Origin of the sequence: Pseudomonas sp. P5_152 (assembly GCF_033989915.1) — a bacterium.
Lineage (GTDB): Bacteria > Pseudomonadota > Gammaproteobacteria > Pseudomonadales > Pseudomonadaceae > Aquipseudomonas.
Genome location: NZ_JASFAH010000002.1, coordinates 3,028,701 through 3,053,983 on the forward strand (window position 1 = coordinate 3,028,701; position 25,283 = coordinate 3,053,983).

Genomic DNA, 25,283 nt, shown 5'->3' on the forward strand with positions numbered 1-25,283 from the left:
TTATTTCTCCTGGCTGACTGCCGCGCAAATCAAGTGAATGCCGCGGGCCTGAATCTGATCGCGCGCTTCGATGGGCAGGCGGTCATCGGTAATAAGGGTATGGACGCTGCTCCATGGCAGCTCCAGGTTAGGAATCTTGCGTCCGATCTTGTCGGATTCGACCATCACGATCACTTCGCGGGCTACATCGGCCATGACCCGGCTGAGGCCGAGTAGCTCATTGAAGGTGGTGGTACCGCGCACCAGGTCGATGCCGTCGGCACCGATGAACAACTGGTCAAAATCATAAGAGCGCAGGACCTGTTCGGCCACCTGCCCCTGGAATGACTCGGAATGGGGGTCCCAGGTTCCGCCAGTCATCAACAGCACGGGCTCATGTTCCAGCTCGCTCAAGGCGTTGGCCACATGCAGGGAGTTGGTCATGACCACCAGACCGGGCTGCAGGCCCAACTGGGGAATCATCGCTGCTGTGGTACTACCACTGTCGATGATGATGCGCGCATGCTCGCGAATCCGCTGCACGGCGGCGCGAGCGATGGCCTGTTTGTACTGGGAAACCGGCTGGCCGGGATCGCTGACCAGCTCCTGGGGCATGGTGATTGCGCCGCCATAACGCCGCAGCAGCAGGCCATGGCTTTCCAGTGCAGCCAGATCCTTGCGGATCGTCACTTCCGAGGTTTCGAAGCGTTTGGCCAACTCATCCACACTGACTTCACCCTGCTCGGTGAGCAAGGCAAGGATATTGTGTCGGCGTAGGGGCGTGTTGCGTTTCGACATGGTTTGGTAAGTTTCGTTTCGAAAGATAACGAAAGCAATAAAAACCTATCAGCGAAACTTCGTCAAGCGGGAAAGAAGAAAAAAGCTTCGCGGGCAAGCCTTGCTCCTACCAGGAGAAGGCTTGCCCGCGAATAGAGTGGATCATGAGCCTGTGGATAAATCAGACCTTCTTGATCTTCTCCGGACGTTTCCAACCGTCGATATTTTTCTGCCTGGCCCTGGCCACGGCCAGTTGGGACTTATCCACATTGGCGGTGATGGTCGATCCGGCCGCGGTGGTTGCACCGGCAGAGATATCCACAGGCGCAACCAGGGAGTTGTTGGAGCCAATGAACACGTCTTCGCCCAACACGGTTTTCCATTTGTTGGCGCCGTCGTAGTTGCAGGTGATGGTACCTGCGCCGATGTTGCTGCGCGCACCGATTTCAGCGTCACCCAGGTAGGTCAGGTGACCGGCTTTGGCGCCTTCCCCGAGGAGGGCATTTTTCAGTTCGACAAAGTTACCCACATGGGCCCGCGCTTCCAGGACCGTGCCGGGACGCAGGCGGGCGAACGGGCCGGCATCGCTGCCTTCCCCCAGAATCGCGCCATCAATGTGACTGTTGGCCTTGACCACCACGCCTTTGCGCAGGGTGCTGTCCTTGATCACGCAGTTCGGGCCGATCTCGACGTCGTCCTCGATGACCACGCGACCCTCGAGAATCACGTTGATATCGATCAGCACATCCCGACCGACGGTCACTTCGCCACGCACATCAAACCGGGCCGGATCGCGCAATGTCACCCCCTGGGCCATCAGTCGACGGCTGGCTCGCAGCTGGTAATGACGCTCGAGTTCAGCGAGTTGCTTGCGGTCATTGGCGCCCTGCACTTCCATGGCGTCGTGGGGTTGTTCGGTAGCCACCACCAGGCCATCGCTGACAGCCATGGCAATTACGTCAGTCAGGTAGTACTCGCCCTGGGCGTTGTTGTTGGACAACCGGCTCATCCAGTCACCCAGACGCTCGAAAGGCACCGCGAGAATCCCGGTGTTGCCTTCGGTGATGGCCCGCTCGGTCTCATTGGCGTCTTTTTGCTCGACGATGGCGGTGACTTTGCCAGCCGAGTCACGCACGATCCGGCCATAACCGGTCGGGTCATCCAGCTCGACCGTCAACAAGCCCAATTGCTGGGGCGCTACGTGGGTAAGCAGGCGTTGCAGGGTCTCGACTTCGATCAGCGGCACATCGCCGTAGAGAATCAACACAGTGTCGGCCGTGATGAACGGCACGGCCTGGGCTACGGCATGGCCAGTACCCAGTTGCTGGTCCTGCAGGACAAAATTCAGGTCATCCGCCGCCAGGCGCTCACGCACGGCGTCGGCACCATGGCCGATCACCACGTGAATGCGCTCGGGCTGGAGTTGCCGGGCGCTGTGGATAACATGGCCAAGCATCGAGTTACCTGCCACGGGATGAAGCACCTTGGGCAAGGCTGAACGCATGCGGGTGCCTTGACCTGCGGCGAGGATAACGATTTCTAATGACATGACTGGCTACCAATCCGGGATGGTCAGCGGCTGCGACCAAATGGTGAATTGCAGAAAAAGAAAAAGGGTAGCCGAGGCTACCCTTTTTAATCAATCACACAACAAGCGGGAGGCGATTAGCCGCCGAACTTCTTGCGGATCTGCTGGACGGTGCGCAGCTGAGCTGCAGCCTCGGCCAGACGTGCGGAAGCAGAGCCGTAATCGAACTCGGCGCCGCGCTCATGCAGGGCCTTCTCGGCAGCCTTGACGGCTTCCTGAGCGGAGGCTTCATCCAGGTCGGCAGCACGTTGCACGGTATCGGCAAGTACCTTGACCATATTCGGCTGAACCTCGAGGAAACCACCGGAGATGTAGAACACCTCGGCTTCCCCGCCTTGCTTGATCAGGCGGATCGGACCCGGTTTCAGATTAGTGATCAGCGGCGCGTGACCCAGGGCGATACCAAGATCACCCAGTGCACCGTGCGCAATCACCATCTCGACCAGACCGGAAAAGATTTCTCCTTCCGCGCTGACGATGTCGCAATGGACTGTCATAGCCATCTGATTGCCTCAACCTAAATTAGCGCCCGTCGCCGGGCGCCTGGATTACAGTTTCTTGGCTTTCTCGATCGCTTCTTCGATGCCGCCAACCATGTAGAACGCTTGTTCTGGCAGGTGGTCGTAGTCACCGTTGAGGATGCCTTTGAAGCCAGCAATGGTGTCTTTCAGGGAAACGTATTTACCCGAGGCACCGGTGAAGACTTCAGCCACGAAGAACGGCTGCGACAAGAAACGCTGGATCTTACGAGCACGGTTTACCAACTGCTTGTCGGCTTCCGACAGCTCGTCCATACCCAGGATCGCGATGATGTCCTTCAGTTCTTTGTAACGCTGCAGAACATACTGTACGCCGCGAGCGGTGTCGTAGTGGTCCTGACCGATCACGTTCGGGTCCAACTGACGCGAAGTCGAGTCCAGTGGGTCTACCGCTGGGTAGATACCCAGGGAAGCGATGTCACGGGACAGAACGACGGTGGCGTCCAAGTGGGCGAAGGTGGTCGCTGGCGACGGGTCAGTCAAGTCATCCGCAGGTACGTATACCGCTTGGATCGAGGTGATCGAACCGTTTTTGGTCGAAGTGATGCGCTCTTGCAGAGTACCCATCTCTTCAGCCAGGGTCGGCTGGTAACCTACTGCAGAAGGCATACGGCCCAGCAGTGCGGATACTTCAGTACCGGCCAGGGTGTAACGATAGATGTTGTCGACGAACAGCAGAACGTCGTTACCTTCGTCACGGAACTTCTCGGCCATGGTCAGGCCAGTCAGTGCTACGCGCAGACGGTTACCCGGCGGCTCGTTCATCTGACCGTAAACCAGTGCCACTTTGTCCAGAACGTTGGAGTCCTTCATCTCGTGGTAGAAGTCGTTACCCTCACGAGTACGCTCACCCACACCGGCGAACACGGAATAACCGCTGTGCTCGATGGCGATGTTACGGATCAGTTCCATCATGTTTACGGTTTTGCCTACACCGGCACCACCGAACAGACCAACTTTACCGCCCTTGGCGAACGGGCAAACCAGGTCGATAACCTTGATGCCGGTTTCCAGCAGGTCGTTGCCGCCCGCTTGTTCTGCGAAGGTTGGCGCAGGACGGTGAATGCCCCAGCGCTCTTCGGTGTCGATTGGACCTGCTTCGTCGATCGGGTTGCCCAGAACGTCCATGATCCGGCCCAGGGTCGCTTTACCGACTGGTACGGAAATGGCTGCGCCGGAGTCGATGACGTCCAGACCACGCTTCAAGCCCTCGGTGGAGCCCATCGCAATGGTACGAACCACGCCGTCGCCCAGCTGTTGCTGAACTTCCAGAGTGGTTGCGGCCGCGCTTTGAACTGTCAGCGCGTTGTAGATGCTCGGTACGCTGTCGCGTGGAAATTCCACGTCGATAACGGCGCCGATGATTTGAACGATACGTCCGCTACTCATAGCTGGATCCTCTGAATATTTGAACCGTTAAACCGCGGCAGCGCCGCCGACGATTTCCGAGATCTCTTGGGTGATCGCAGCCTGACGCGCCTTGTTGTAGATCAGCTGCAAATCGCTGATCAAGTCACCGGCGTTGTCGGTAGCGTTCTTCATTGCGATCATCCGCGCCGCTTGTTCAGCTGCGTTGTTCTCGACCACCGCCTGGTAGACCTGCGACTCCACGTAACGGACCATCAAGCCGTCCAGCAGCTCCTTGGCATCCGGTTCGTAGAGATAGTCCCAGTGGTGCTTGAGTCCTTGATCCGGGGTTGCCACCAGCGGAATCAACTGCTCCACGGTAGGCTGTTGCGTCATGGTGTTGATGAACTTGTTGGATACCACGCTCAGGCGGTCGATACGGCCGTCCAGGTAGGCATCCAGCATCACCTTGACGCTGCCGATCAGATCATTGATCGATGGCTCTTCACCCAGGTGGCTGATAGCTGCTACGACGTTACCGCCGAAGTTGCGGAAGAAAGCCGCACCCTTGCTACCAACAACACACAGATCGATCTCGACGCCATTTTCGCGGTTTACCGCCATGTCCTTGACCAGGGCCTTGAACAGGTTGGTGTTCAAGCCACCACACAGACCACGGTCACTGCTCACTACTACGTAACCGACGCGCTTGATTTCACGGTCGATCATGAAGGGGTGGCGATATTCCGGGTTGGCGTTGGCCAGATGACCAATAACCTGGCGGATGCGCTCCGCGTAAGGACGGCTAGCAGCCATGCGCATTTGTGCCTTGCGCATTTTGCTGACCGCCACTTTTTCCATGGCGCTGGTAATCTTTTGCGTGCTTTTGATGCTCGCAATCTTACTGCGAATCTCTTTTGCGCCTGCCATGTAACACCTATCAGGTTAGCAAGCGGGAGCCTTGCGGCTCCCGCTGCGGCTTACCAGGTTTGGGTGGCCTTGAACTTCTCGATACCGGCTTTCATGCCAGCGTCGATTTCGTCATTGAAGTCACCCTTCACGTTGATCTTCGCCATCAAATCGGCGTGATCGCGGTTGAAGAAAGCAATCAGCGCTTGTTCGAAGCTGCCGATCTTGGCGATTTCAACGTCAGTCAGGAACCCACGCTCAGCGGCATACAGCGACAGCGCCATGTCAGCAATCGACATTGGTGCGTATTGCTTCTGCTTCATCAGCTCGGTAACGCGCTGACCATGCTCAAGTTGCTTACGGGTCGCTTCGTCCAGGTCAGAAGCGAACTGGGCGAATGCCGCCAGTTCACGGTACTGAGCCAGAGCGGTACGGATGCCACCGGACAGCTTCTTGATGATCTTGGTCTGAGCGGCACCACCCACACGGGATACCGAAACACCGGCGTTCACAGCAGGACGGATCCCGGAGTTGAACATGGCCGATTCCAGGAAGATCTGACCGTCGGTGATGGAAATCACGTTGGTCGGAACGAACGCGGAAACGTCGCCAGCCTGGGTTTCGATGATCGGCAGTGCGGTCAGGGAACCGGTTTTGCCGGTCACTGCGCCGTTGGTGAACTTCTCTACGTATTCTTCCGAAACGCGGGATGCGCGCTCCAGCAGACGGGAGTGGAGATAGAACACGTCGCCTGGGTAAGCTTCACGGCCTGGTGGACGGCGCAGCAGCAGGGAAATCTGGCGGTAAGCCACTGCTTGCTTGGACAGATCGTCATAAACGATCAGCGCGTCTTCACCGCGGTCGCGGAAGAATTCACCCATGGTGCAACCGGAGTACGGTGCCAGGAACTGCAGTGCTGCAGATTCCGAGGCGCTCGCAGCCACGACGATGGTGTTAGCCAGTGCGCCGTTTTCTTCCAGCTTGCGAACCACGTTGGCGATGGTCGATTGTTTCTGACCGATCGCTACGTATACGCAGAAGATGCCGCTGTCTTTCTGGTTGATGATCGCGTCGATCGCCAGAGCGGTTTTACCGATCTGACGGTCACCGATGATCAGCTCACGCTGGCCACGGCCGACTGGGATCATGGCATCGACAGCCTTGTAGCCAGTCTGTACAGGCTGGTCTACCGACTTACGCCAGATCACGCCTGGAGCAACTTTCTCGACCGCATCGGTCTCGGTGTTGTTCAGCGGACCTTTGCCGTCAACTGGGTTACCCAGTGCGTCGACTACGCGACCCAGCAGTTCCTTACCAACCGGAACTTCGAGGATGCGGCCGGTGCACTTGGCGCTCATGCCTTCAGCCAGGGACTGGTATGCGCCCAATACAACGGCACCTACGGAGTCCTGCTCCAGGTTGAGAGCCATACCGAAGACGCCGCCCGGAAACTCGATCATCTCGCCGTACATTACGTCGGCCAGACCGTGAATCCGCACGATACCGTCAGATACGCTGACGACAGTGCCTTCGTTACGGGCTTGGGAGGTCACATCGAGCTTTTCGATGCGGCCCTTGATAATTTCACTTATTTCGGAAGGATTGAGTTGCTGCATTGCTCTGCTGCCCCTTCAAACTCAAGATTTCAATGCTTCGGCAAGATTCGCGAGTTTTCCGCGAATCGAGCCATCGATTACCAGGTCGCCGGCGCGAATGATGACACCACCAATCAGGGCGGCATCCTCCGCAACTTGCAGGCGCACTTCCCGGTTGAGTCGTGCACTGAGAACCTTGGCGAGTTTGTCTTGCTGTTCTTGGTTCAATGCAAAAGCACTGGTGACTTCTACATCTACCGACTTCTCTTGTTCAGCCTTGTACAGGTCAAACAGAGCGGCGATCTCCGGCAACAGCGGGAGACGGTCGTTTTCGGCAACGATGTTGATGAAGTTCTGTGCCTTGGCATCAAACTTGTCGCCGCACACGTCAATAAACGTGGCGGCCTTGTCTGCGCTCGTCAGTCGCGGGGCCTTGAGCACGCGCTGCATGGTGTCGTCTTGCGACACTGCTGCAGCCAGGCCGAGCATGGCTGACCAAGAGGCCAGTTGCTGGTGGGCCTGGGCGTGCTCGAAGGCTGCCTTAGCGTAAGGTCGGGCCAACGTGGTCAATTCTGCCATGATCGCCCTCGCTTAAATTTCAGCAGCCAGTTTGTTTACCAGCTCCGCGTGCGCGTTTTGATCGATTGTGGCACCCAGGATCTTCTCGGCGCCGCCAACGGCCAGTGCACCCAGTTGGGTACGCAGCGCGTCTTTGACACTGTTGATTTCCTGCTCGATCTCGGCCTGAGCCTGAACCTTTACGCGTTCAGCGTCGATACGGGCTTTTTCAACAGCCTCTTCAACGATCTGATTGCCGCGCTTCTTGGCTTGCTCAATGATTTCGGCTGCCTGAGTTTTTGCTTCGCGCAGTTGTTGACCCGCTTTATCTTGGGCCAACTCCAGGTCGCGAGCTGCTCGGGCGGCAGCGTCCAGTCCATCCGCGATCTTCTTCTGACGTTCGTGCAAAGCCGCAATGACCGGAGGCCACACGAACTTCATGCAAAAAAGTACAAAAATTAAGAACGCAACGGACTGGCCAATCAGGGTTGCATTAATGTTCACGCCAACACCTCGCTCGTTCGTTGCACATCACACCAATCACTCGAAGGTTCGAGTGATTAGCCAGCGAGTTGACCAACGAATGGGTTCGCGAAAGTGAAGAACAGAGCAATACCAACACCGATCATGGTTACGGCGTCGAGCAGACCGGCAACGATGAACATTTTAACTTGCAGCATTGGAACCATTTCTGGCTGACGCGCTGCGCCTTCCAGGAACTTGCCGCCCAACAGGCCGAAACCAATTGCGGTACCCAGTGCGCCCAGGCCGATCAACAGTGCAACAGCGATAGCGGTTAGACCAACTACAGTTTCCATCTTTCCTCCCGACTTTTACGTCGTATGGTTTAGGTTTTTTAGATTAAAGCGGTAAAACAAATCGTTTCATCGTGCCCGTGATGGGCCCCCTCCCGCCGAGACGAGAGGGACATCAGACTAGCCTAAGCTGGTCTTAATGGTTCTCTTCGTGCGCCATCGACAGGTAGACGATGGTCAGCATCATGAAGATAAACGCCTGCAGGGTGATGATCAGGATGTGGAACACAGCCCACGCCCACTGCAGAACTACGCCCAGGCCGCTAAGCCAGAGCAGACCACTGCCGAACATCACAGCGATCAGAATGAACACCAGTTCGCCGGCATACATGTTGCCGAACAGACGCAGGGCCAGCGAGATTGGCTTGGCGATCAGCGTCACGAACTCCAGCAGGAAGTTCACCGGGATCAGCAGGGCTTGAACGAAGACGTTCTTGCTGCCGAACGGGTGCAGGGTCAGTTCGCCGATGAAACCGCCGATGCCCTTGACCTTGATGCTGTAGAAAATGATCAACGCGAACACCGACAGGGCCATGCCCAGGGTAGCGTTCGGGTCAGTGGTCGATACGGCACGGAACGGAATGTGCGGATCGCCAGAGATCATCATGGCCAGCTGAGGAATCCAGTCAACCGGGATCAGGTCGACGGCGTTCATCAGGAAGACCCAGACGAAGATGGTCAGTGCCAGCGGTGCAATCACCGGGCTACGGCCATGGAAGCTGTCTTTCACGCTGCCATCGACGAATTCGACCAATACTTCAACGAAGTTCTGCAAAGCACCTGGTTGACCGGAAGTCGCTTTCTTCGCCGCCATGCGGAAAAGAAGTACGAAAATCAGACCCAATGCGACCGACCAGCCGAGGGTATCGACGTGGAAAGCCCAGAAGCCCATTTCTTTGGCTTCTGCTGCGGTGTGGGCAAAGCCCCAGCCGCCGGTAGGGTGCTGACCGAAGGTCAGGTTCTGCAAGTGGTGCTGGATATAGCCCGAAGCGGTTGTTTCTGCCATGGTTGCCTCAAACGCCCTAAGGTCTCGAAAGTCTTGTTCTCATCAGCAGGGGAGCGAACCAGCTGACCAGTTGGGTCAACACAAAGACGCCGAAGACTGCTAACGGCGCCAGTGGCTTCACACCTGCGAACGTCAATGCAAAAAGCACTGCCGTCAAAATCAGTTTGCCCGCCTCGCCGGCATAAAAAGACCGGACGATGGCTTGAGCTGCCCGGGCCCCGGAAAACCGAAATGCCCTATGAGCGAAATAAACATTGGGAAGCAAGGCTATCAGGCCTCCGCAGAGTCCTGAGTACCCGGCTACGACTCCATGCCATTGCCAAAGCGCCAAAGCGGCCAGCAGCAAAACGACAAATTGAGCCAGTAACACCGGAAAAACCGCCAGGCGATGGAACGGCAAGCGGTTTGGCGTGCGGCTTTCCATCGATCTTGCTCCTCAAAGGTCGGCTGCCAGAATTCAATAACTTGGCATAATTTGTGCCGACAAAATGCGCGCAGAGTATAGGGGCGGTTCAGCCCCTATTCAACTGTCAGGTAGTGATTTCCGACTGCACGCTACATGAGGAAATGTTTCAGCGGATGTGTGCAAGGACACCTTGAAGCTCATCCAGTGAGTTATAGCCGATTACCAACTGACCTTTTCCCTTCTTCCCGTGGCGGATCTGCACCGCAGAGCCTAGGCGCTCTGCCAGACGCTGTTCAAGGCGGGCGATATCCGGGTCGGCCTTGACCGGTTCGGCGACCTCCGGCTTGCCACTGAGCCACTGGCGAACCAGGGCTTCTGTCTGGCGTACGGTGAGGCCCCGTGCGACAACGTGTCGCGCCCCTTCAACCTGTTGATTTTCCGGTAACCCGAGCAAAGCACGGGCATGACCCATTTCCAGGTCGCCGTGGGACAACATGGTCTTGATGACTTCTGGCAAGGCAATCAGGCGCAACAGGTTAGCGACTGTCACCCGGGACTTGCCCACGGCTTCGGCCACTTGCTGCTGAGTCAGCTGGAACTCCTGCTGCAAACGCTGCAGGGCGACAGCTTCCTCGATTGGATTGAGGTCCTCGCGCTGGATGTTCTCGATCAGGGCCATGGCGATAGCGGTTTCATCCGACACGTCACGCACCATCGCCGGGATGGTTTCCTGCCCGGCCTGCTGGCTGGCGCGCCAGCGGCGCTCACCGGCAATGATCTCAAAGCGCCCGGCGCCGATGGGACGAACCACGATCGGCTGCATCACGCCCTGGCTCTTGATCGACTGCGCCAGCTCTTCCAGCGCCTGCGGGTCCATGTCCCGGCGGGGCTGGTACTTGCCGCGCTGGAGCAGGTCCAGTGGCAAGTGCTGCAGCTCGCGCAAGTCGGCCTGCACGGCCTGTTCTTCCAGCGAGCTGACAGTCGGACCACTCAGCAGTGCATCCAGTCCACGTCCGAGACCTCGTTTCTTGACGGCCATGGGGATTCCTTAAGTTGCCTGAGCAGCGGCGGCACGTGAGTTTTTGCGTTGACGGCGAACCATCTCGCCTGCCAATGCCAGGTAGGCAATCGCGCCTCGCGATGATTTGTCGTACGCCAGCGCAGGCATGCCATAGCTGGGTGCTTCGGCCAGGCGGATGTTGCGTGGGATGACCGTGTCGTACAACTGCTCGCCGAAGTGTTCCTTGAGCTGGGCCGAAACATCGTTCATCAGGCTCAGGCGCGGGTCATACATAGTCCGCAGCAGGCCTTCGACCTTGAGGTTCGGGTTCAGCAGTTCGGCGATGCGCTTGATGTTATCCACAAGGTCGCTCAAGCCTTCGAGTGCAAAGTATTCACACTGCATGGGGATAATGACCCCATCTGCGGCGACCAATGCATTCAGGGTGAGCATCGACAGCGACGGCGGGCAGTCGATCAGGATGTAGTCATAGCTCTCGCGAATCGGCGCCAAGGCGCTGCGCAGGCGGCTTTCCTTCATCTGCATTTCCAGCAGGACCACTTCCGCCGCGGTCAGGTCGCGGTTCGCCGGCAACAGCTGGTAACCACCGTGTTCGGAGAAATGCATGGCCTGGGTCAGGTCGCATTCGCCGATCAACAAGTCGTAGACCGAGTTTTCCAGGCCGTGTTTATCCACACCGCTACCCATGGTGGCGTTGCCCTGTGGATCGAGATCGATCAACAGCACCCGGCGCTTGGTGGCGACCAGGGATGCTGCGAGGTTGATGCAGGTGGTGGTCTTGCCCACACCACCCTTTTGGTTCGCTATCGCGAATACCTTAGCCATTCTTGCTTGTGTTCCCAATCATGCCGTGCGGCGCAGTATCAGCAGATGGCGTTGGCCTTGGCAACCAGGTACGGCCAAGGCGTGTTCGCTATCGAGGTGGAAGTCTGCCGGCAATGCTACCAGCTCATCCGCGGGATGAACGCCCTTCATTGCCAGCCAACGTGTATCGGTGTCGCCGAGGTGGCGCGTCCAGTTGCTGAAATTCTCCATGCTGCTGAAGGCCCGGGAGATGATCCCGTTGAATGGCAGCTCAGGCTGGAAGGCTTCGACGCGACTGTGGATAACTTGCAGGTTATCCAGTTTGAGTTCGAGTTTGACCTGGGTCAGGAAGCGGGTTTTCTTGCCATTGCTGTCCAGGCAGGTGACTTGCGACTCTGGAAACAGGATGGCCAGGGGAATACCCGGCATGCCGCCACCACTGCCGACATCCAGCCAACGGCCGTTTTCGATGAAGGACATCACGCTCAGGCTGTCGAGCAAATGGCGCGAGACCATTTCGTCCGGATCACGCACCGCGGTGAGGTTGTAGGCCTTGTTCCATTTGATCAACAGGGCCAGGTAACCCAGCAATTGGGCGTGCTGGGCTTCACTCAGGTTGACACCGAGCTGGCGTGCACCTGTGGATAACTCTTCGGCGTGTTGCAAGGTGACCAACGAACTCAAGCGCTTTGCTCCAACTGACGGCCCGCGCCGCGTTTTTTCAAATGAATCATCAACAGCGAAATGGCTGCCGGCGTCACGCCCGGAATCCGCGAAGCCTGGCCCAGTGTTTCCGGACGGGTTGCACCGAGCTTGCCCTGGATCTCCTTGGAGAGACCGGAGATGGTCGTGTAATCGATATCCACAGGCAGTTTGGTGTCTTCGCTGGCCCGCAGACGAGCGATTTCATCCTGTTGGCGATCGATGTAACCGGCGTATTTGGTCTTGATCTCGACCTGCTCGGCAACCTGTGGATCGTCTGCACCGACGCCTGTGACCGAGATCAGGCCAGCGTAGTCGATTTCCGGACGGGTCAGCAGGTTCAGCAAGTTGTATTCGTGGGTCAGCGGGGTGCCGAATTTTTCCGCAATCGCATCGCCCTGCTCGGTGCCCGGGCGAACCCAGGTACTTTTCAGGCGCTGCTCTTCGAGTTCGATACTTTCGCGTTTTTTGCAGAATGCTGCCCAACGCGCGTCATCGACCAGGCCCAGCTCGCGACCTTTTTCGGTCAAGCGCAGGTCGGCGTTGTCTTCGCGCAAGATCAACCGATATTCGGCGCGGGAAGTGAACATCCGATACGGTTCCTGGGTCCCGAGGGTAATCAGATCGTCGACCAATACGCCGATGTAGGCTTCATCGCGACGCGGGCACCAGGCGTCTTTGCCCTGTGCACGCAGTGCGGCATTGGCCCCGGCCAGCAAACCTTGGGCGCCGGCTTCTTCGTAACCGGTGGTGCCGTTGATCTGCCCGGCGAAAAACAGACCGCCGATCACCTTGGTTTCCAGGCTGTACTTCAGGTCGCGCGGATCGAAGTAGTCGTACTCGATCGCGTAGCCCGGACGCACGATGTGCGCGTTCTCCATGCCGCGGATCGATTGCACGATCTGCAATTGCACGTCGAACGGCAAGCTTGTGGATATCCCGTTCGGGTAAAGCTCGTGGGTGGTCAGACCTTCCGGCTCGATAAACACCTGGTGGCTTTGCTTGTCGGCAAAGCGGTGGATCTTGTCTTCGATCGATGGGCAGTAACGCGGACCAATGCCTTCGATCTCACCGGCAGCGGAATACATCGGCGAACGGTCGAGGTTCGCGGCAATGATTTCGTGGGTACGGGCGTTGGTGTGGGTAATCCAGCAACTGACCTGCTTGGGATGCTGTTCCTTGTTGCCCATGAACGACATCACCGGAATCGGCGTATCACCGGGTTGCTCGGTCATCACCGAGAAATCCACAGATCGGCCATCAATGCGCGGTGGCGTACCGGTTTTCAAGCGACCCACGCGCAGCGGCAGTTCACGCAGACGGTGAGCCAGGGCAATCGACGGCGGATCACCGGCGCGACCGCCGGAGAAATTCTGCAAACCGATGTGGATAAGTCCACCAAGGAAAGTACCGGTCGTCAAAACCACGGAGTCGGCGAAGAAACGCAGGCCCATTTGGGTGACAACACCGCGTACCTGCTCCTGTTCGACAATCAGGTCGTCCGCTGCCTGTTGAAATATCCACAGGTTCGGCTGGTTCTCGAGAATCTCGCGAACCGCAGCCTTGTACAACACGCGGTCAGCCTGGGCGCGAGTAGCGCGCACGGCTGGGCCTTTGCGGCTGTTCAACACGCGAAATTGGATACCACCCTTATCGGTGGCCATGGCCATCGCGCCGCCGAGGGCGTCGATTTCCTTGACCAGGTGGCTTTTGCCGATCCCGCCAATTGCGGGGTTGCAGCTCATGGCACCGAGGGTTTCCACGTTATGCGTCAGCAACAGGGTTTTTGCCCCCATACGTGCTGATGCAAGTGCTGCCTCGGTACCGGCATGACCGCCGCCGATGACGATCACTTCAAAACGGGAAGGGAAATCCACCACGCACCTCGTGCCTGCTTCAGTTAGGTAATTCAGAAATGGTTTGAGCTCAGGTTTTTGGACCTGGTCGACAAGTATAGGGACTTCGCCCTTCCTAAAGAACCCTTTGCACAAAATTTAACCAGCTGTGGGTAAGTCACGAACAATAGAAATTAAAAAGAAAGAAATTTATAAGATCTTTGTTTTTATGTTTATTTCTATACAGCTACATTTCTGTGGATAGAATCCTACAAGCCTTTATTTACACTGTGTACAGCGGTTTGAAAGTCTGTGATCATGTGGCCTTGAGGGCATGGGATAACCGGTCTAAGCCTGTGGATGAATGGGGTGGTTATCCACAGAGGTAGTTTTACTCAGTTTTCAGGCCCTGTTATCAACTGACCTTAGTGGCAGTTATTCACAGGGCTTAATCCACAGAAAAACCGTAAAAAGGCAAATCTCGCCCACGGGCAAACCACCCTGGCGAAAAAATCCCATGGCAACGAAAGAAGAAAAATGGATTAACAGCGGTAAGAGCTGGTGAAAGCCTGCGATCTTTTAACGATTCATCCGCCCGAGAGAGACGCAAGCACGGGTAGAAGCATCAAAAGATGACTAGATCGCAGGCTCCTATCTTGGGAAGGGAGCGTTATTTACCGATGCAGAAGCTGGAAAAGATCCTGCCCAGCAGGTCATCTGAGCTGAATTCACCGGTAATTTCACCCAGTGACTGCTGTGCCTGGCGCAAATCTTCGGCCAACAACTCGCCGGCGCCGGCCAATGTCAGCTGCGCACGCCCATGTTCAAGCGAGTCACTGGCATGGCGCAAGGCTTCAAGGTGACGACGACGGGCGCTGAAACTGCTTTCTGAGGTCTGCTCGTAGCCCATGCAGGCCTTGAGGTGGTCACGCAGTAGCTCCAGGCCTTCGCCTGCGGACTTGGCACTGAGGCTGATGGTGACGTGCCCATCGTCGCAGACCTGCAGCCCAATAGCCTGACCCGTGAGGTCGGCCTTGTTGCGGATCAGGGTGACTTTGCCCGGCTCCGGGCGCTGTTCCAGGAACTCAGGCCACAGGGCAAATGGATCAAGGGCTTCAGGGGCCGTAGCGTCGACCACCAGCAACACCCGGTCGGCTTCGCTGATCGCCTTCAACGCCCGCTCCACGCCAATCTTCTCGACCTGGTCATCGGTATCGCGAAGACCCGCAGTGTCGACCACGTGCAGCGGCATGCCATCGATGTGGATATGTTCGCGCAGGATATCCCGGGTGGTGCCGGCGATCTCGGTGACGATCGCGGCTTCACGACCGGCCAATGCATTGAGCAGGCTCGACTTGCCGGCATTCGGACGGCCGGCGATGACCACGGTCATGCCATCGCGCAACAACGCGCCCTGCCCAGCTTCACGCAATACCTTGGCCAACTCCTCGCGCACGGCATCGAGCATGGACAGCACATGGCCATCGGCAAGGAAATCGATCTCCTCTTCCGGGAAGTCGATCGCCGCTTCGACATAGATACGCAAGGCAATCAATTGTTCGGTGAGGTTATGCACACGCTGGGAAAACGCCCCTTGCAGGGAACGCAGGGCATTGCGCGCGGCTTGCGCGGAGCTGGCCTCGATGAGGTCGGCAATGGCTTCGGCCTGGGCCAGGTCGAGCTTGTCGTTGAGGAACGCGCGCTCGCTGAACTCCCCTGGCCGGGCCAGACGACAACCCAGTTGCAGGCAACGCTGCAGCAACATGTCCAGGACAATCGGTCCGCCGTGGCCTTGCAGTTCCAGCACGTCTTCACCGGTGAAGGAGTTGGGCCCTGGGAAATACAGGGCAATACCTTCATCCAGGACTTCATCCTCGGCGCTGAGAAACGGACCGTAATGGGCAAAACGCGGCTTCAGCTCACGACCACTGATGGCCTGTGCCGCATGACGCGCCAGCGGCCCGGAAATACGAACGATACCGACGCCCCCACGGCCCTGGGCGGTGGCGACGGCGGCGATGGTTTCACGAGGAGCGCTCATAAACCGATATCCCGATAAAAATGGCAGATAGCAAAACGCCCCACGAGGGGGCGTTTTGAATGGTTACATACTGAGCAAGTTACGCGTCGGCTTTTTTTGTCGCCGCTTCAACTTTGCGAGTGATGTACCACTGTTGTGCGATCGACAGGCAGTTGTTCACAACCCAATACAGCACCAGGCCCGCAGGGAACCACAGGAAGAAGAAGGTGAAGATGATTGGCATCAGCTTCATCACCTTGGCCTGCATCGGATCCGGAGGAGTCGGGTTCAGCTGCTGCTGGATGAACATGGTGGCACCCATGATGATCGGCAGAATGAAGAACGGATCCTTGATCGACAGGTCGGTAATCCACAGCATGAATGGCGCTTGGCGCATTTCCACGCTTTCCAGGAGTACCCAGTACAGCGAGAGGAAAACCGGCATCTGCACGAGGATTGGCAAGCAACCACCCAGCGGATTGATCTTCTCTTTCTTGTACAGCTCCATCATGGCTTGCGACATTTTCTGCCGGTCATCGCCATGTTGCTCTTTCAGCGCAGCCAATTTTGGTGCCACTGCACGCATGCGTGCCATGGACTTGTAGCTGGCAGCCGACAGCGGGAAGAAGATCCCTTTGATCAGCATGGTCAGGAAGATGATCGACCAGCCCCAGTTACCCACAATGGCGTGGATATGTTGCAGCAGCCAGAAGATCGGTTGAGCGATGAACCACAGAATGCCGTAGTCGACCGTCAGTTCCAGACCTGGGGATAACTCTTTCAGTACTGCCTGGCTTTTCGGACCAGCGTACAGGGTTGCGCTGGTTTCAGCCTTGGCACCTGGCGCAATGGTCAAAGCCGGGCCAGTGAAACCGATGATGTAGTTGCCCTGGTTGTCTTTGCGAGTCTGCACCACGTTGCTGTCGTTCTTGGCTGGAATCCAGGCCGTTACGAAGTAGTGTTGCAGCCAGGCGACCCAGCCACCATTGACGGTTTCTTTCAGCGCAGCCTTGTCGATATCTTTCATCGACACTTTTTTGTACGGCTCTGCACTTGTCCACAGGGCGGCGCCCAGGTAAGTGGCGGTGCCGGTGGCTGTGGTGGAAGAAGGATCGGCACTGGCATCACGCTTGAGCTGGGCAAACAGGTTGCCAGTCCAGGCCTTGTCGCTGGTGTTGTCGATCAGATAAGTAACTTTCAGATCGTACAAACCGCGAGTGAAGCTGAAGCGCTTGATGTAATTGACACCGCCATCGCTGAATTTGAGGTCAACGTTGAGCTGGTTCTGGCCATCAGCCAGTTGATAAGTCTTCTGTTCGGACGAGTAAACCGGACGACCGGTCGGGCGAGCATCAGGACCGTTGGTACCGGTCAGGCCACTTTGCGCCAGATAAGTACGTTCACTGCCGTTATCGAACAGCTGGAACGGAATTTCCGGATGGTCCTGGCGACGTGGATACAGCGGCAGCATCAGTTGGGCGATATCACCACCCTGAGGATCGATAGCCAGTTCGAGCACATCCGTTTTTACGTGGATGAGATCTTTACTAGCCACTACCGGAGTTTCGGTAGGGGTGCTGGTATCGGTATTTGCGCTGGGTACATCGGCACTGGCGGAAGCGTTGGTACCGTCCGGAATAGCCGGGGCATTCTGATTGGCAGCAACATTCTGAGTCGGCAGGGCAGCTTGGCCGTAGTCCTGGTTCCATTTCAGGACCATGACGTAGGACACGATTGCCAGGGCGACGATCAGGATCGTGCGTTTAATATCCATGATTACTCGGCCATCGAAGAAGAACGGGAGGTAGGGATAGGCGGAACCGGGTCATAACCACCGGGATTCCACGGATGACAGCGACCTAAACGACGAAAGGTCAGCCAGCCACCGCGCAGAAGGCCATGATTTTCAATGGCTTCATACGCGTAGCAGGAACAACTGGGGTAGAAACGACAGTGACTGGCCATCAGAGGACTAATGGCATAGCGATAAAACTGGATCGGAACGAGTGCCAGTTTACGCATCAGTGCTGTCTACCCCTACAGTTTCGGCTTTGACTGCTGGCTCTGGCTTGCTGCGTGCCAGACGTTTCCAGAGTTTGCCGAAATGCTGAATCAATTCGGGGTTTTCTACTTCGCCCAAACCTTTGCGCGCGACGATCACGATATCCCACCCAACCAGAGAATCCTGGTGGAGGCGAAACGATTCGCGCATCAGACGTTTGAGGCGATTTCGCTCAACGGAGAGTTTCACACTCTTTTTCCCGATAACCAGCCCGAGACGGGGGTGATCGAGATCGTTGGTGCGTGCAAGGAGCAGGAGATTTTTCCCCGGAACCTTGCCGGTAGGGGAGTCAAAGACTGCCTTGAAATGCCGGGGGGTCAGCAAGCGCTTTTCCCGACTGAAGTCCTGACTCACCTCCAGTACCGGATTATCAAACTGCCAGACGCGCACGACCTTTGGCGCGACGACGCGACAGGACTGCGCGGCCGTTTTTGGTAGCCATGCGAGCACGGAAACCGTGGGTACGAGCGCGTTTGATAGTGCTTGGTTGGAAAGTACGTTTCATGTCGTGTTACCTGGTTCGTCCACAACGGGCCGGAATGGCCCCCGTTTTAAGAGACCGGGGATTCTAGAGAAAGCAAGCCTCTAGGTCAATTTCCAACCAAGGTTTCCTTTAAATGGGTATTCGGGTGGTTCGTCCTTGAAAGGTGGACAGCTAGATATAAAAATAAAGAAGGAAAGTATTTAAAGCTTTTCTGTAAAGCTTATAAAAGCTAGGCCCGCCTCTATCTGTGGATAACTGGCTTTAGCCCTTCTATCTCGTGCTGTACAGAGAATGACAACTACCGTGGAAAGCGGTGGTCAGCCTGTGCTGCGCTGTCGGATAAGCTGTGGGTGAAACAGGTGGTTATCCACAGGCAGGTTATCCACCGAGTTTCGCCCCCACTTGTACAACGAGCTTAGGCGTGGTTATCCACAGAGCTTATGCACAGACCATTGGTCGCCTTTTTTGCCGATAAAACCTTGATTCTTCTGCACCTGTGATCAAGCTACGTGTGGATAAGTCTGCGTCCGGTCGCTACAATGGCCGCTTGTTTTTGCCTCACCGGCTTTCAACTTAGGGGATATCCGTGTCAGTGGAACTTTGGCAGCAGTGCGTGGAGCTTTTGCGCGATGAGCTGCCTGCCCAACAATTCAACACTTGGATCCGTCCACTACAGGTCGAAGCCGAAGGCGACGAGTTGCGTGTCTACGCACCGAATCGCTTTGTTCTCGACTGGGTCAATGAAAAGTACCTGAGCCGCGTGCTCGAACTGCTGGATGAGCATGGCAACGGCATGGCGCCTGCGCTTTCCTTATTAATAGGCAGCAAACGCAGTTCGGCACCGCGGGCCGCGCCCAATGCACCTTTGGCTGCTGCGGCATCGCAAGCCCAGGCTGCAGCGGCGCCGGCACCGGTCAATACGCCAACGCCGGCTCCAACCAGCAAGCGTTCGACGCAGAAAATCGTCGAGGTCAATGAAGAGCCGTCCCGCGACAGCTTCGATCCGATGGCTGGCGCCAGTTCGCAACAGGCCCCGGTGCGTGCCGAACAACGTACCGTGCAGGTAGAAGGTGCGCTCAAGCACACCAGTTACCTGAACCGGACCTTTACCTTCGAGAATTTCGTCGAGGGTAAGTCCAACCAGCTGGCCCGCGCTGCGGCCTGGCAGGTCGCGGATAATCCCAAGCACGGTTACAACCCGCTGTTCCTGTATGGCGGCGTTGGCTTGGGTAAAACTCACTTGATGCACGCTGTGGGTAACCATCTATTAAAGAAGAATCCGAATGCCAAGGTCGTGTACCTGCATTCCGAGCGCTTCGTGGCCGACATGGTCAAGGCGCTGCAACTGAATGCGATCAACGAGTTCAAGCGTTTCTACCGTTCGGTGGACGCCCTGCTCATCGATGACATTCAGTTCTTCGCCCGCAAGGAACGTTCCCAGGAAGAGTTTTTCCACACGTTCAACGCCCTGCTTGAAGGTGGCCAGCAGGTCATCCTCACCAGTGACCGTTATCCCAAGGAGATCGAAGGCCTTGAAGAGCGCTTGAAGTCGCGCTTCGGCTGGGGCCTGACGGTTGCCGTCGAGCCTCCTGAACTGGAAACCCGCGTCGCGATTCTGATGAAGAAAGCCGACCAGGCCAAAGTCGACCTGCCGCACGATGCCGCGTTCTTCATCGCCCAGCGCATTCGCTCCAACGTGCGTGAACTCGAAGGCGCGCTCAAGCGTGTTATCGCGCACTCGCACTTCATGGGCCGCGACATCACCATCGAGTTGATTCGCGAATCCCTGAAAGACCTGTTGGCGCTCCAGGACAAACTGGTCTCTGTGGATAACATTCAGCGCACCGTCGCCGAGTACTACAAGATCAAGATTTCCGACTTGCTGTCCAAACGCCGTTCGCGTTCGGTGGCCCGTCCACGTCAAGTGGCCATGGCCCTGTCCAAGGAACTGACCAACCACAGCCTGCCGGAAATCGGTGATGTGTTTGGCGGTCGCGATCACACCACGGTGTTGCACGCCTGCCGCAAGATCAACGAACTTAAGGAATCCGACGCGGACATCCGCGAGGACTACAAGAACCTGCTGCGTACACTGACCACTTGATGAACACCAGCGCAGCTTATTAAGGCAAGGGACTAGACCATGCATTTCACCATTCAACGCGAAGCCCTGTTGAAACCCCTGCAACTGGTCGCAGGCGTCGTCGAGCGCCGACAGACCTTGCCGGTGCTTTCCAACGTGCTGCTGGTTGTCGAAGGCCAGCAGTTGTCGCTGACCGGTACCGACCTGGAAGTCGAGCTGGTCGGTCGTGTGCAACTTGAAGAACCGGCCGAGCCGGGCGAAATCACTGTCCCGGCACGCAAGCTGATGGACATCTGCAAGAGCCTGCCGAACGACGCGCTGATCGACATCAAGCTCGATGAGCAGAAGCTGGTGGTCAAGGCCGGTCGTAGCCGTTTTACCCTGTCGACCCTGCCAGCCAACGACTTCCCTACCGTGGAAGAAGGCCCGGGTTCGCTGACGTGCACCCTGGCGCAAAGCAAACTGCGTCGTTTGATCGAGCGCACCAGCTTTGCCATGGCGCAGCAGGATGTTCGCTACTACCTCAACGGCATGCTGCTGGAAGTGTCCGCCGGGATCATCCGCGCCGTGGCTACCGATGGTCACCGTCTGGCCATGTGTTCGATGCAGGCTGACATCGGCCAACCGGATCGCCACCAGGTGATCGTGCCACGCAAAGGTATCCTGGAACTGGCACGCCTGCTGACAGAGCCAGACGGCAACGTGAGCATCGTGTTGGGCCAACACCACATCCGTGCCACCACCGGTGAATTTACCTTTACCTCGAAACTGGTCGATGGCAAGTTCCCGGATTACGAGCGCGTCCTGCCAAAAGGCGGCGACAAGCTGGTACTGGGCGATCGCCAGGCCCTGCGTGAAGCATTCAGCCGTACGGCGATTCTGTCCAACGAGAAGTACCGCGGCATTCGCCTGCAACTGGCCAATGGTCAGCTGAAGATCCAGGCAAACAACCCGGAACAGGAAGAGGCGGAAGAAGAAGTAGGCGTTGAGTACAACGGCGGCTCCCTGGAAATCGGCTTCAACGTCAGCTATTTGCTGGACGTGCTGGGCGTGATGACCACCGAGCAGGTGCGCTTGATCCTGTCTGACTCCAACAGCAGTGCGCTGGTGCAAGAGTCCGACAACGACGACTCGGCTTACGTTGTCATGCCGATGCGCCTGTAAACATGTTCAGCAGCCGCTAGATGTCCCTCAGTCGCGTCTCGGTCACCGCGGTGCGCAATCTGCACCCGGTGACCTTCTCCCCCTCCCCCCGCATCAATATTCTGTACGGCGCCAACGGCAGCGGAAAAACCAGTGTGTTGGAAGCCATCCATCTGCTGGGGCTCGCCCGTTCGTTTCGCAGTACCCGCCTGCTACCGGTGATCCAGTACGAACAGTTGGCCTGTACGGTATTCGGCCAGGTCGAATTGGCCGAAGGCGGCCACAGTGCGCTGGGGATTTCCCGTGATCGGCAAGGCGAGTTTCAGATTCGCATCGATGGGCAGAACGCCCGTAGTGCCGCACAACTCGCAGAAATCCTGCCACTGCAATTGATCAACCCGGACAGTTTTCGCCTGTTGGAAGGTGCGCCGAAGATTCGCCGTCAGTTCCTGGACTGGGGGGTGTTCCACGTGGAACCGCGCTTCATGTCCACCTGGCAGCGCTTGCAGAAGGCCCTGCGCCAGAGAAACTCTTGGCTGCGGCATGGTACACTTGACGCCGTTTCGCAAGCGGTTTGGGACAGAGAATTGTGCCAGGCCAGCGCTGAAATTGATGAATACCGCCGCGCTTACATCAAAGCCTTGAAACCAGTCTTTGAACAGACCTTGAGCGAACTCGTCGAACTCGAGGGCTTAACGCTTAGCTATTACCGGGGTTGGGACAAAGAGCGGGAACTGAGTGCAGTGCTCGCCGCGTCCGTTCACCGGGATCAGCAAATGGGGCATACCCAGGCCGGACCGCAACGCGCTGATTTGCGCCTTAGATTAGGCGCGCACAATGCCGCGGACATCTTGTCCCGGGGTCAGCAGAAGTTGGTGGTTTGCGCCCTGCGGATCGCCCAAGGGCATTTGGTCAGCCAGGCCCGGCGCGGCCAATGTATTTATCTGGTGGATGATTTGCCGTCCGAACTGGATGAGCAGCACCGCCGCGCGCTTTGCCGTTTGCTGGAAGACTTACGCTGCCAGGTGTTCATCACCTGTGTAGACCACGAATTATTGAGGGAAGGCTGGCAGACGGAAACGCCAGTCGCTTTGTTCCACGTGGAACAGGGCCGTATCACCCAGACCCACGACCATCGGGAGTGAAGGCATGAGCGAAGAAAATACGTACGACTCAACGAGCATTAAAGTGCTGAAAGGCCTGGATGCCGTACGCAAACGTCCCGGTATGTACATTGGTGACACAGACGATGGCAGCGGTCTGCACCACATGGTGTTCGAGGTGGTCGATAACTCGATCGACGAAGCTTTGGCTGGCCATTGCGACGACATCAGCATCATCATCCACCCTGATGAATCGATCACCGTACGCGACAACGGTCGCGGCATTCCGGTAGACGTGCACAAAGAAGAAGGCGTTTCGGCAGCCGAGGTCATCATGACCGTGCTGCACGCCGGCGGTAAATTCGACGACAACTCCTACAAAGTATCCGGCGGTCTGCACGGTGTAGGTGTGTCGGTAGTGAACGCACTGTCTGAAGAACTGATCCTGACCGTTCGCCGTAGCGGCAAGATCTGGGAACAGACCTACGTGCACGGCGTTCCGCAGGAGCCGATGAAGATCGTTGGCGAAAGCGAGACCACCGGTACCCAGATCCACTTCAAGCCATCGGCTGAAACCTTCAAGAACATCCACTTCAGCTGGGACATCCTGGCCAAGCGGATTCGTGAACTGTCGTTCCTCAACTCCGGTGTGGGTATCGTCCTCAAGGATGAGCGCAGCGGCAAGGAAGAACTGTTCAAGTACGAAGGCGGCCTGCGTGCGTTCGTTGAATACCTGAACACCAACAAGACTGCGGTCAACCAGGTGTTCCACTTCAACATCCAGCGTGAAGACGGCATTGGCGTGGAAATCGCCCTGCAGTGGAACGACAGCTTCAACGAGAACCTGTTGTGCTTCACCAACAACATTCCCCAGCGCGATGGCGGCACCCACCTGGTGGGTTTCCGCTCCGCGCTAACGCGTAACCTGAACACCTACATCGAAGCCGAAGGCCTGGCCAAGAAGCACAAAGTCGCCACCACTGGTGACGATGCGCGTGAAGGCCTGACCGCAATCATTTCGGTGAAAGTGCCGGATCCGAAGTTCAGTTCCCAGACCAAGGACAAGCTGGTTTCTTCCGAAGTGAAGACCGCGGTCGAACAGGAAATGGGCAAGTACTTCTCGGACTTCCTGCTGGAAAACCCGAACGAAGCCAAGCTGGTAGTCGGCAAGATGATCGACGCCGCCCGTGCCCGTGAAGCGGCGCGTAAAGCTCGTGAGATGACGCGTCGTAAAGGTGCGCTGGATATCGCCGGCCTGCCGGGCAAACTGGCGGACTGCCAGGAAAAAGACCCTGCCCTCTCCGAACTGTACCTGGTGGAAGGTGACTCTGCTGGCGGTTCCGCCAAGCAGGGTCGTAACCGTCGCACCCAGGCCATCCTGCCGCTCAAGGGCAAGATCCTCAACGTGGAGAAGGCACGCTTCGACAAGATGATCTCTTCCCAGGAAGTGGGCACCTTGATTACCGCGCTGGGCTGCGGTATCGGCCGTGACGAGTACAACATCGACAAGTTGCGTTATCACAACATCATCATCATGACCGATGCTGACGTCGACGGTTCGCACATCCGTACCCTGCTGCTGACCTTCTTCTTCCGTCAGTTGCCGGAGCTGATCGAGCGTGGCTACATCTACATCGCCCAGCCGCCGTTGTACAAGGTGAAGAAAGGCAAGCAAGAGCAGTACATCAAAGACGACGACGCCATGGAAGAGTACATGACGCAGTCGGCCCTGGAAGATGCGAGCCTGCACCTGAACGAGGACGCACCAGGTATCTCCGGTGAGGCCCTTGAGCGCTTGGTGAATGACTTCCGCCTGGTGATGAAGACCCTCAAGCGTCTGTCGCGTCTGTACCCGCAGGAGCTGACGGAGCACTTCATCTACCTGCCGGCAGTGAGCATGGAGCAGTTGTCCGATCACGCAGCGATGCAGGATTGGCTGGCCCAGTACGAAGTACGTCTGCGGACCGTCGAGAAGTCGGGCCTGGTCTACAAGGCCAGCCTGCGTGAAGACCGTGAGCGTAACGTCTGGCTGCCGGAGGTCGAACTGATCTCCCACGGCCTGTCGAACTACGTCACTTTCAACCGCGACTTCTTCGGCAGTAATGACTACAAGACCGTGGTCTCCCTGGGCGCGCAACTGAGCACCCTGCTGGACGACGGTGCGTACATCCAGCGTGGCGAGCGCAAGAAAGCCATCACCGAGTTCAAGGAAGCCCTTGAGTGGCTGATGAACGAAAGCACCAAGCGCCATACCATCCAGCGCTACAAAGGTCTGGGCGAGATGAACCCGGATCAGCTGTGGGAAACCACCATGGACCCAGCACAGCGCCGGATGCTCAAAGTGACCATCGAAGACGCCATTGGCGCGGACCAGATCTTCAACACCCTGATGGGTGATGCGGTCGAGCCACGCCGTGACTTCATCGAAAGCAACGCTCTGGCAGTGTCGAACCTGGACTTCTGATCCGGTTTCTCCTGCAGTAAACAAAAAGGCCAACGCATCGCGT

The 25,283-nt window shown here is 57.2% G+C and carries 24 protein-coding genes; 4 read left to right on the top strand and 20 right to left on the bottom strand.

Annotation, left to right across the window (positions count from 1 at the left end; all coding sequences use genetic code 11):
* The 20 genes from QMK50_RS13905 to rpmH form a co-directional block, all read right to left on the bottom strand.
* Complete coding sequence (locus QMK50_RS13905) at positions 1-777, bottom strand: DeoR/GlpR family DNA-binding transcription regulator (RefSeq protein ID WP_159998692.1); 777 nt, start codon at positions 775-777, stop codon at positions 1-3.
* A gap of 160 nt (positions 778-937) precedes the next feature.
* Positions 938-2,305, bottom strand: a complete 1,368-nt coding sequence (gene glmU / locus QMK50_RS13910) for a bifunctional UDP-N-acetylglucosamine diphosphorylase/glucosamine-1-phosphate N-acetyltransferase GlmU (RefSeq protein ID WP_320333322.1) — start codon at positions 2,303-2,305, stop codon at positions 938-940.
* A gap of 116 nt (positions 2,306-2,421) precedes the next feature.
* Entirely contained in the window at positions 2,422-2,847 is a 426-nt protein-coding gene (locus QMK50_RS13915) for a F0F1 ATP synthase subunit epsilon (RefSeq protein WP_095165061.1), read from the bottom strand.
* A 45-nt stretch (positions 2,848-2,892) separates the two neighbouring features.
* Entirely contained in the window at positions 2,893-4,272 is a 1,380-nt protein-coding gene (gene atpD, locus QMK50_RS13920) for a F0F1 ATP synthase subunit beta (RefSeq protein ID WP_095165062.1), read from the bottom strand.
* 27 nt (positions 4,273-4,299) lie between these two features.
* The gene (gene atpG / locus QMK50_RS13925) at positions 4,300-5,160 is read right to left on the bottom strand and encodes a F0F1 ATP synthase subunit gamma (protein WP_042556891.1); all 861 of its coding nucleotides are present in this window, start codon (positions 5,158-5,160) and stop codon (positions 4,300-4,302) included.
* 50 nt (positions 5,161-5,210) lie between these two features.
* A complete protein-coding gene (atpA, locus tag QMK50_RS13930) occupies positions 5,211-6,755 on the bottom strand; it encodes a F0F1 ATP synthase subunit alpha (RefSeq protein WP_095165063.1) in 1,545 nt (514 codons plus the stop codon).
* A 21-nt stretch (positions 6,756-6,776) separates the two neighbouring features.
* Complete coding sequence (locus tag QMK50_RS13935) at positions 6,777-7,313, bottom strand: F0F1 ATP synthase subunit delta (protein WP_095165064.1); 537 nt, start codon at positions 7,311-7,313, stop codon at positions 6,777-6,779.
* A 12-nt stretch (positions 7,314-7,325) separates the two neighbouring features.
* A complete protein-coding gene (locus tag QMK50_RS13940) occupies positions 7,326-7,796 on the bottom strand; it encodes a F0F1 ATP synthase subunit B (RefSeq protein ID WP_095146191.1) in 471 nt (156 codons plus the stop codon).
* Between the two features lie 56 nt (positions 7,797-7,852).
* Positions 7,853-8,110 carry a F0F1 ATP synthase subunit C gene (gene atpE / locus QMK50_RS13945; RefSeq protein WP_002555987.1) on the bottom strand — a complete coding sequence of 86 codons (258 nt, stop codon included), beginning with the start codon at positions 8,108-8,110 and terminating at the stop codon, positions 7,853-7,855.
* A gap of 133 nt (positions 8,111-8,243) precedes the next feature.
* Complete coding sequence (gene atpB / locus QMK50_RS13950) at positions 8,244-9,113, bottom strand: F0F1 ATP synthase subunit A (protein ID WP_095165065.1); 870 nt, start codon at positions 9,111-9,113, stop codon at positions 8,244-8,246.
* 16 nt (positions 9,114-9,129) lie between these two features.
* Positions 9,130-9,537 (bottom strand): F0F1 ATP synthase subunit I, encoded by a 408-nt coding sequence (locus QMK50_RS13955; protein ID WP_095165066.1) that lies wholly within the window; start codon positions 9,535-9,537, stop codon positions 9,130-9,132.
* A 148-nt stretch (positions 9,538-9,685) separates the two neighbouring features.
* Positions 9,686-10,558, bottom strand: a complete 873-nt coding sequence (locus QMK50_RS13960; protein ID WP_095165067.1) for a ParB/RepB/Spo0J family partition protein — start codon at positions 10,556-10,558, stop codon at positions 9,686-9,688.
* A gap of 9 nt (positions 10,559-10,567) precedes the next feature.
* Positions 10,568-11,365, bottom strand: coding sequence for a ParA family protein (locus QMK50_RS13965; protein WP_095165068.1), 798 nt, complete (start codon positions 11,363-11,365; stop codon positions 10,568-10,570).
* 18 nt (positions 11,366-11,383) lie between these two features.
* Positions 11,384-12,028, bottom strand: coding sequence for a 16S rRNA (guanine(527)-N(7))-methyltransferase RsmG (gene rsmG / locus QMK50_RS13970; RefSeq protein ID WP_095165069.1), 645 nt, complete (start codon positions 12,026-12,028; stop codon positions 11,384-11,386).
* The gene (gene mnmG, locus QMK50_RS13975; protein ID WP_095165203.1) at positions 12,025-13,923 is read right to left on the bottom strand and encodes a tRNA uridine-5-carboxymethylaminomethyl(34) synthesis enzyme MnmG; all 1,899 of its coding nucleotides are present in this window, start codon (positions 13,921-13,923) and stop codon (positions 12,025-12,027) included. Before mnmG ends, rsmG begins: the two co-directional genes overlap by 4 nt.
* A gap of 628 nt (positions 13,924-14,551) precedes the next feature.
* Positions 14,552-15,922, bottom strand: a complete 1,371-nt coding sequence (gene mnmE, locus QMK50_RS13980) for a tRNA uridine-5-carboxymethylaminomethyl(34) synthesis GTPase MnmE (protein ID WP_320333323.1) — start codon at positions 15,920-15,922, stop codon at positions 14,552-14,554.
* A 79-nt stretch (positions 15,923-16,001) separates the two neighbouring features.
* Positions 16,002-17,675, bottom strand: coding sequence for a membrane protein insertase YidC (yidC, locus tag QMK50_RS13985; RefSeq protein WP_095165071.1), 1,674 nt, complete (start codon positions 17,673-17,675; stop codon positions 16,002-16,004).
* 2 nt (positions 17,676-17,677) lie between these two features.
* Entirely contained in the window at positions 17,678-17,923 is a 246-nt protein-coding gene (gene yidD / locus QMK50_RS13990) for a membrane protein insertion efficiency factor YidD (RefSeq protein ID WP_010465488.1), read from the bottom strand.
* Positions 17,916-18,317, bottom strand: a complete 402-nt coding sequence (gene rnpA, locus QMK50_RS13995; protein WP_202982093.1) for a ribonuclease P protein component — start codon at positions 18,315-18,317, stop codon at positions 17,916-17,918. The genes yidD and rnpA overlap by 8 nt, the downstream gene beginning before the upstream one ends.
* A 16-nt stretch (positions 18,318-18,333) precedes the next feature.
* Positions 18,334-18,468 (bottom strand): 50S ribosomal protein L34, encoded by a 135-nt coding sequence (rpmH, locus tag QMK50_RS14000; protein WP_003213577.1) that lies wholly within the window; start codon positions 18,466-18,468, stop codon positions 18,334-18,336.
* 565 nt (positions 18,469-19,033) lie between these two features.
* Between rpmH and dnaA the strand changes: the two genes are divergently transcribed.
* The 4 genes from dnaA to gyrB are packed head-to-tail and all read left to right on the top strand — an operon-like array spanning position 19,034 to position 25,240.
* Positions 19,034-20,551 (top strand): chromosomal replication initiator protein DnaA, encoded by a 1,518-nt coding sequence (gene dnaA / locus QMK50_RS14005; RefSeq protein ID WP_095165073.1) that lies wholly within the window; start codon positions 19,034-19,036, stop codon positions 20,549-20,551.
* Positions 20,552-20,590: 39 nt separating this feature from the next.
* Positions 20,591-21,694: a DNA polymerase III subunit beta gene (gene dnaN / locus QMK50_RS14010; protein WP_095165074.1), complete on the top strand. Its 1,104-nt coding sequence runs from the start codon at positions 20,591-20,593 to the stop codon at positions 21,692-21,694.
* Between the two features lie 20 nt (positions 21,695-21,714).
* Positions 21,715-22,818 carry a DNA replication/repair protein RecF gene (recF, locus tag QMK50_RS14015; RefSeq protein ID WP_019694407.1) on the top strand — a complete coding sequence of 368 codons (1,104 nt, stop codon included), beginning with the start codon at positions 21,715-21,717 and terminating at the stop codon, positions 22,816-22,818.
* Between the two features lie 4 nt (positions 22,819-22,822).
* Positions 22,823-25,240, top strand: a complete 2,418-nt coding sequence (gene gyrB / locus QMK50_RS14020; protein ID WP_095165077.1) for a DNA topoisomerase (ATP-hydrolyzing) subunit B — start codon at positions 22,823-22,825, stop codon at positions 25,238-25,240.
* Positions 25,241-25,283: the final 43 nt, after the last annotated feature.

Excerpts from the sequence above, each read along its gene's own strand:
- QMK50_RS13905 (WP_159998692.1), bottom strand. The coding sequence starts at position 777 with ATGTCGAAACGCAACACGCCCCTACGCCGACACAATATCCTTGCCTTG.
- glmU (WP_320333322.1), bottom strand. The coding sequence starts at position 2,305 with ATGTCATTAGAAATCGTTATCCTCGCCGCAGGTCAAGGCACCCGCATG.
- QMK50_RS13915 (WP_095165061.1), bottom strand. The coding sequence starts at position 2,847 with ATGGCTATGACAGTCCATTGCGACATCGTCAGCGCGGAAGGAGAAATC.
- atpD (WP_095165062.1), bottom strand. The coding sequence starts at position 4,272 with ATGAGTAGCGGACGTATCGTTCAAATCATCGGCGCCGTTATCGACGTG.
- atpG (WP_042556891.1), bottom strand. The coding sequence starts at position 5,160 with ATGGCAGGCGCAAAAGAGATTCGCAGTAAGATTGCGAGCATCAAAAGC.
- atpA (WP_095165063.1), bottom strand. The coding sequence starts at position 6,755 with ATGCAGCAACTCAATCCTTCCGAAATAAGTGAAATTATCAAGGGCCGC.
- QMK50_RS13935 (WP_095165064.1), bottom strand. The coding sequence starts at position 7,313 with ATGGCAGAATTGACCACGTTGGCCCGACCTTACGCTAAGGCAGCCTTC.
- atpE (WP_002555987.1), bottom strand. The coding sequence starts at position 8,110 with ATGGAAACTGTAGTTGGTCTAACCGCTATCGCTGTTGCACTGTTGATC.
- atpB (WP_095165065.1), bottom strand. The coding sequence starts at position 9,113 with ATGGCAGAAACAACCGCTTCGGGCTATATCCAGCACCACTTGCAGAAC.
- QMK50_RS13955 (WP_095165066.1), bottom strand. The coding sequence starts at position 9,537 with ATGGAAAGCCGCACGCCAAACCGCTTGCCGTTCCATCGCCTGGCGGTT.
- QMK50_RS13960 (WP_095165067.1), bottom strand. The coding sequence starts at position 10,558 with ATGGCCGTCAAGAAACGAGGTCTCGGACGTGGACTGGATGCACTGCTG.
- QMK50_RS13965 (WP_095165068.1), bottom strand. The coding sequence starts at position 11,365 with ATGGCTAAGGTATTCGCGATAGCGAACCAAAAGGGTGGTGTGGGCAAG.
- mnmE (WP_320333323.1), bottom strand. The coding sequence starts at position 15,922 with ATGAGCGCTCCTCGTGAAACCATCGCCGCCGTCGCCACCGCCCAGGGC.
- yidC (WP_095165071.1), bottom strand. The coding sequence starts at position 17,675 with ATGGATATTAAACGCACGATCCTGATCGTCGCCCTGGCAATCGTGTCC.
- yidD (WP_010465488.1), bottom strand. The coding sequence starts at position 17,923 with ATGCGTAAACTGGCACTCGTTCCGATCCAGTTTTATCGCTATGCCATT.
- rpmH (WP_003213577.1), bottom strand. The coding sequence starts at position 18,468 with ATGAAACGTACTTTCCAACCAAGCACTATCAAACGCGCTCGTACCCAC.
- dnaN (WP_095165074.1), top strand. The coding sequence starts at position 20,591 with ATGCATTTCACCATTCAACGCGAAGCCCTGTTGAAACCCCTGCAACTG.
- recF (WP_019694407.1), top strand. The coding sequence starts at position 21,715 with ATGTCCCTCAGTCGCGTCTCGGTCACCGCGGTGCGCAATCTGCACCCG.
- gyrB (WP_095165077.1), top strand. The coding sequence starts at position 22,823 with ATGAGCGAAGAAAATACGTACGACTCAACGAGCATTAAAGTGCTGAAA.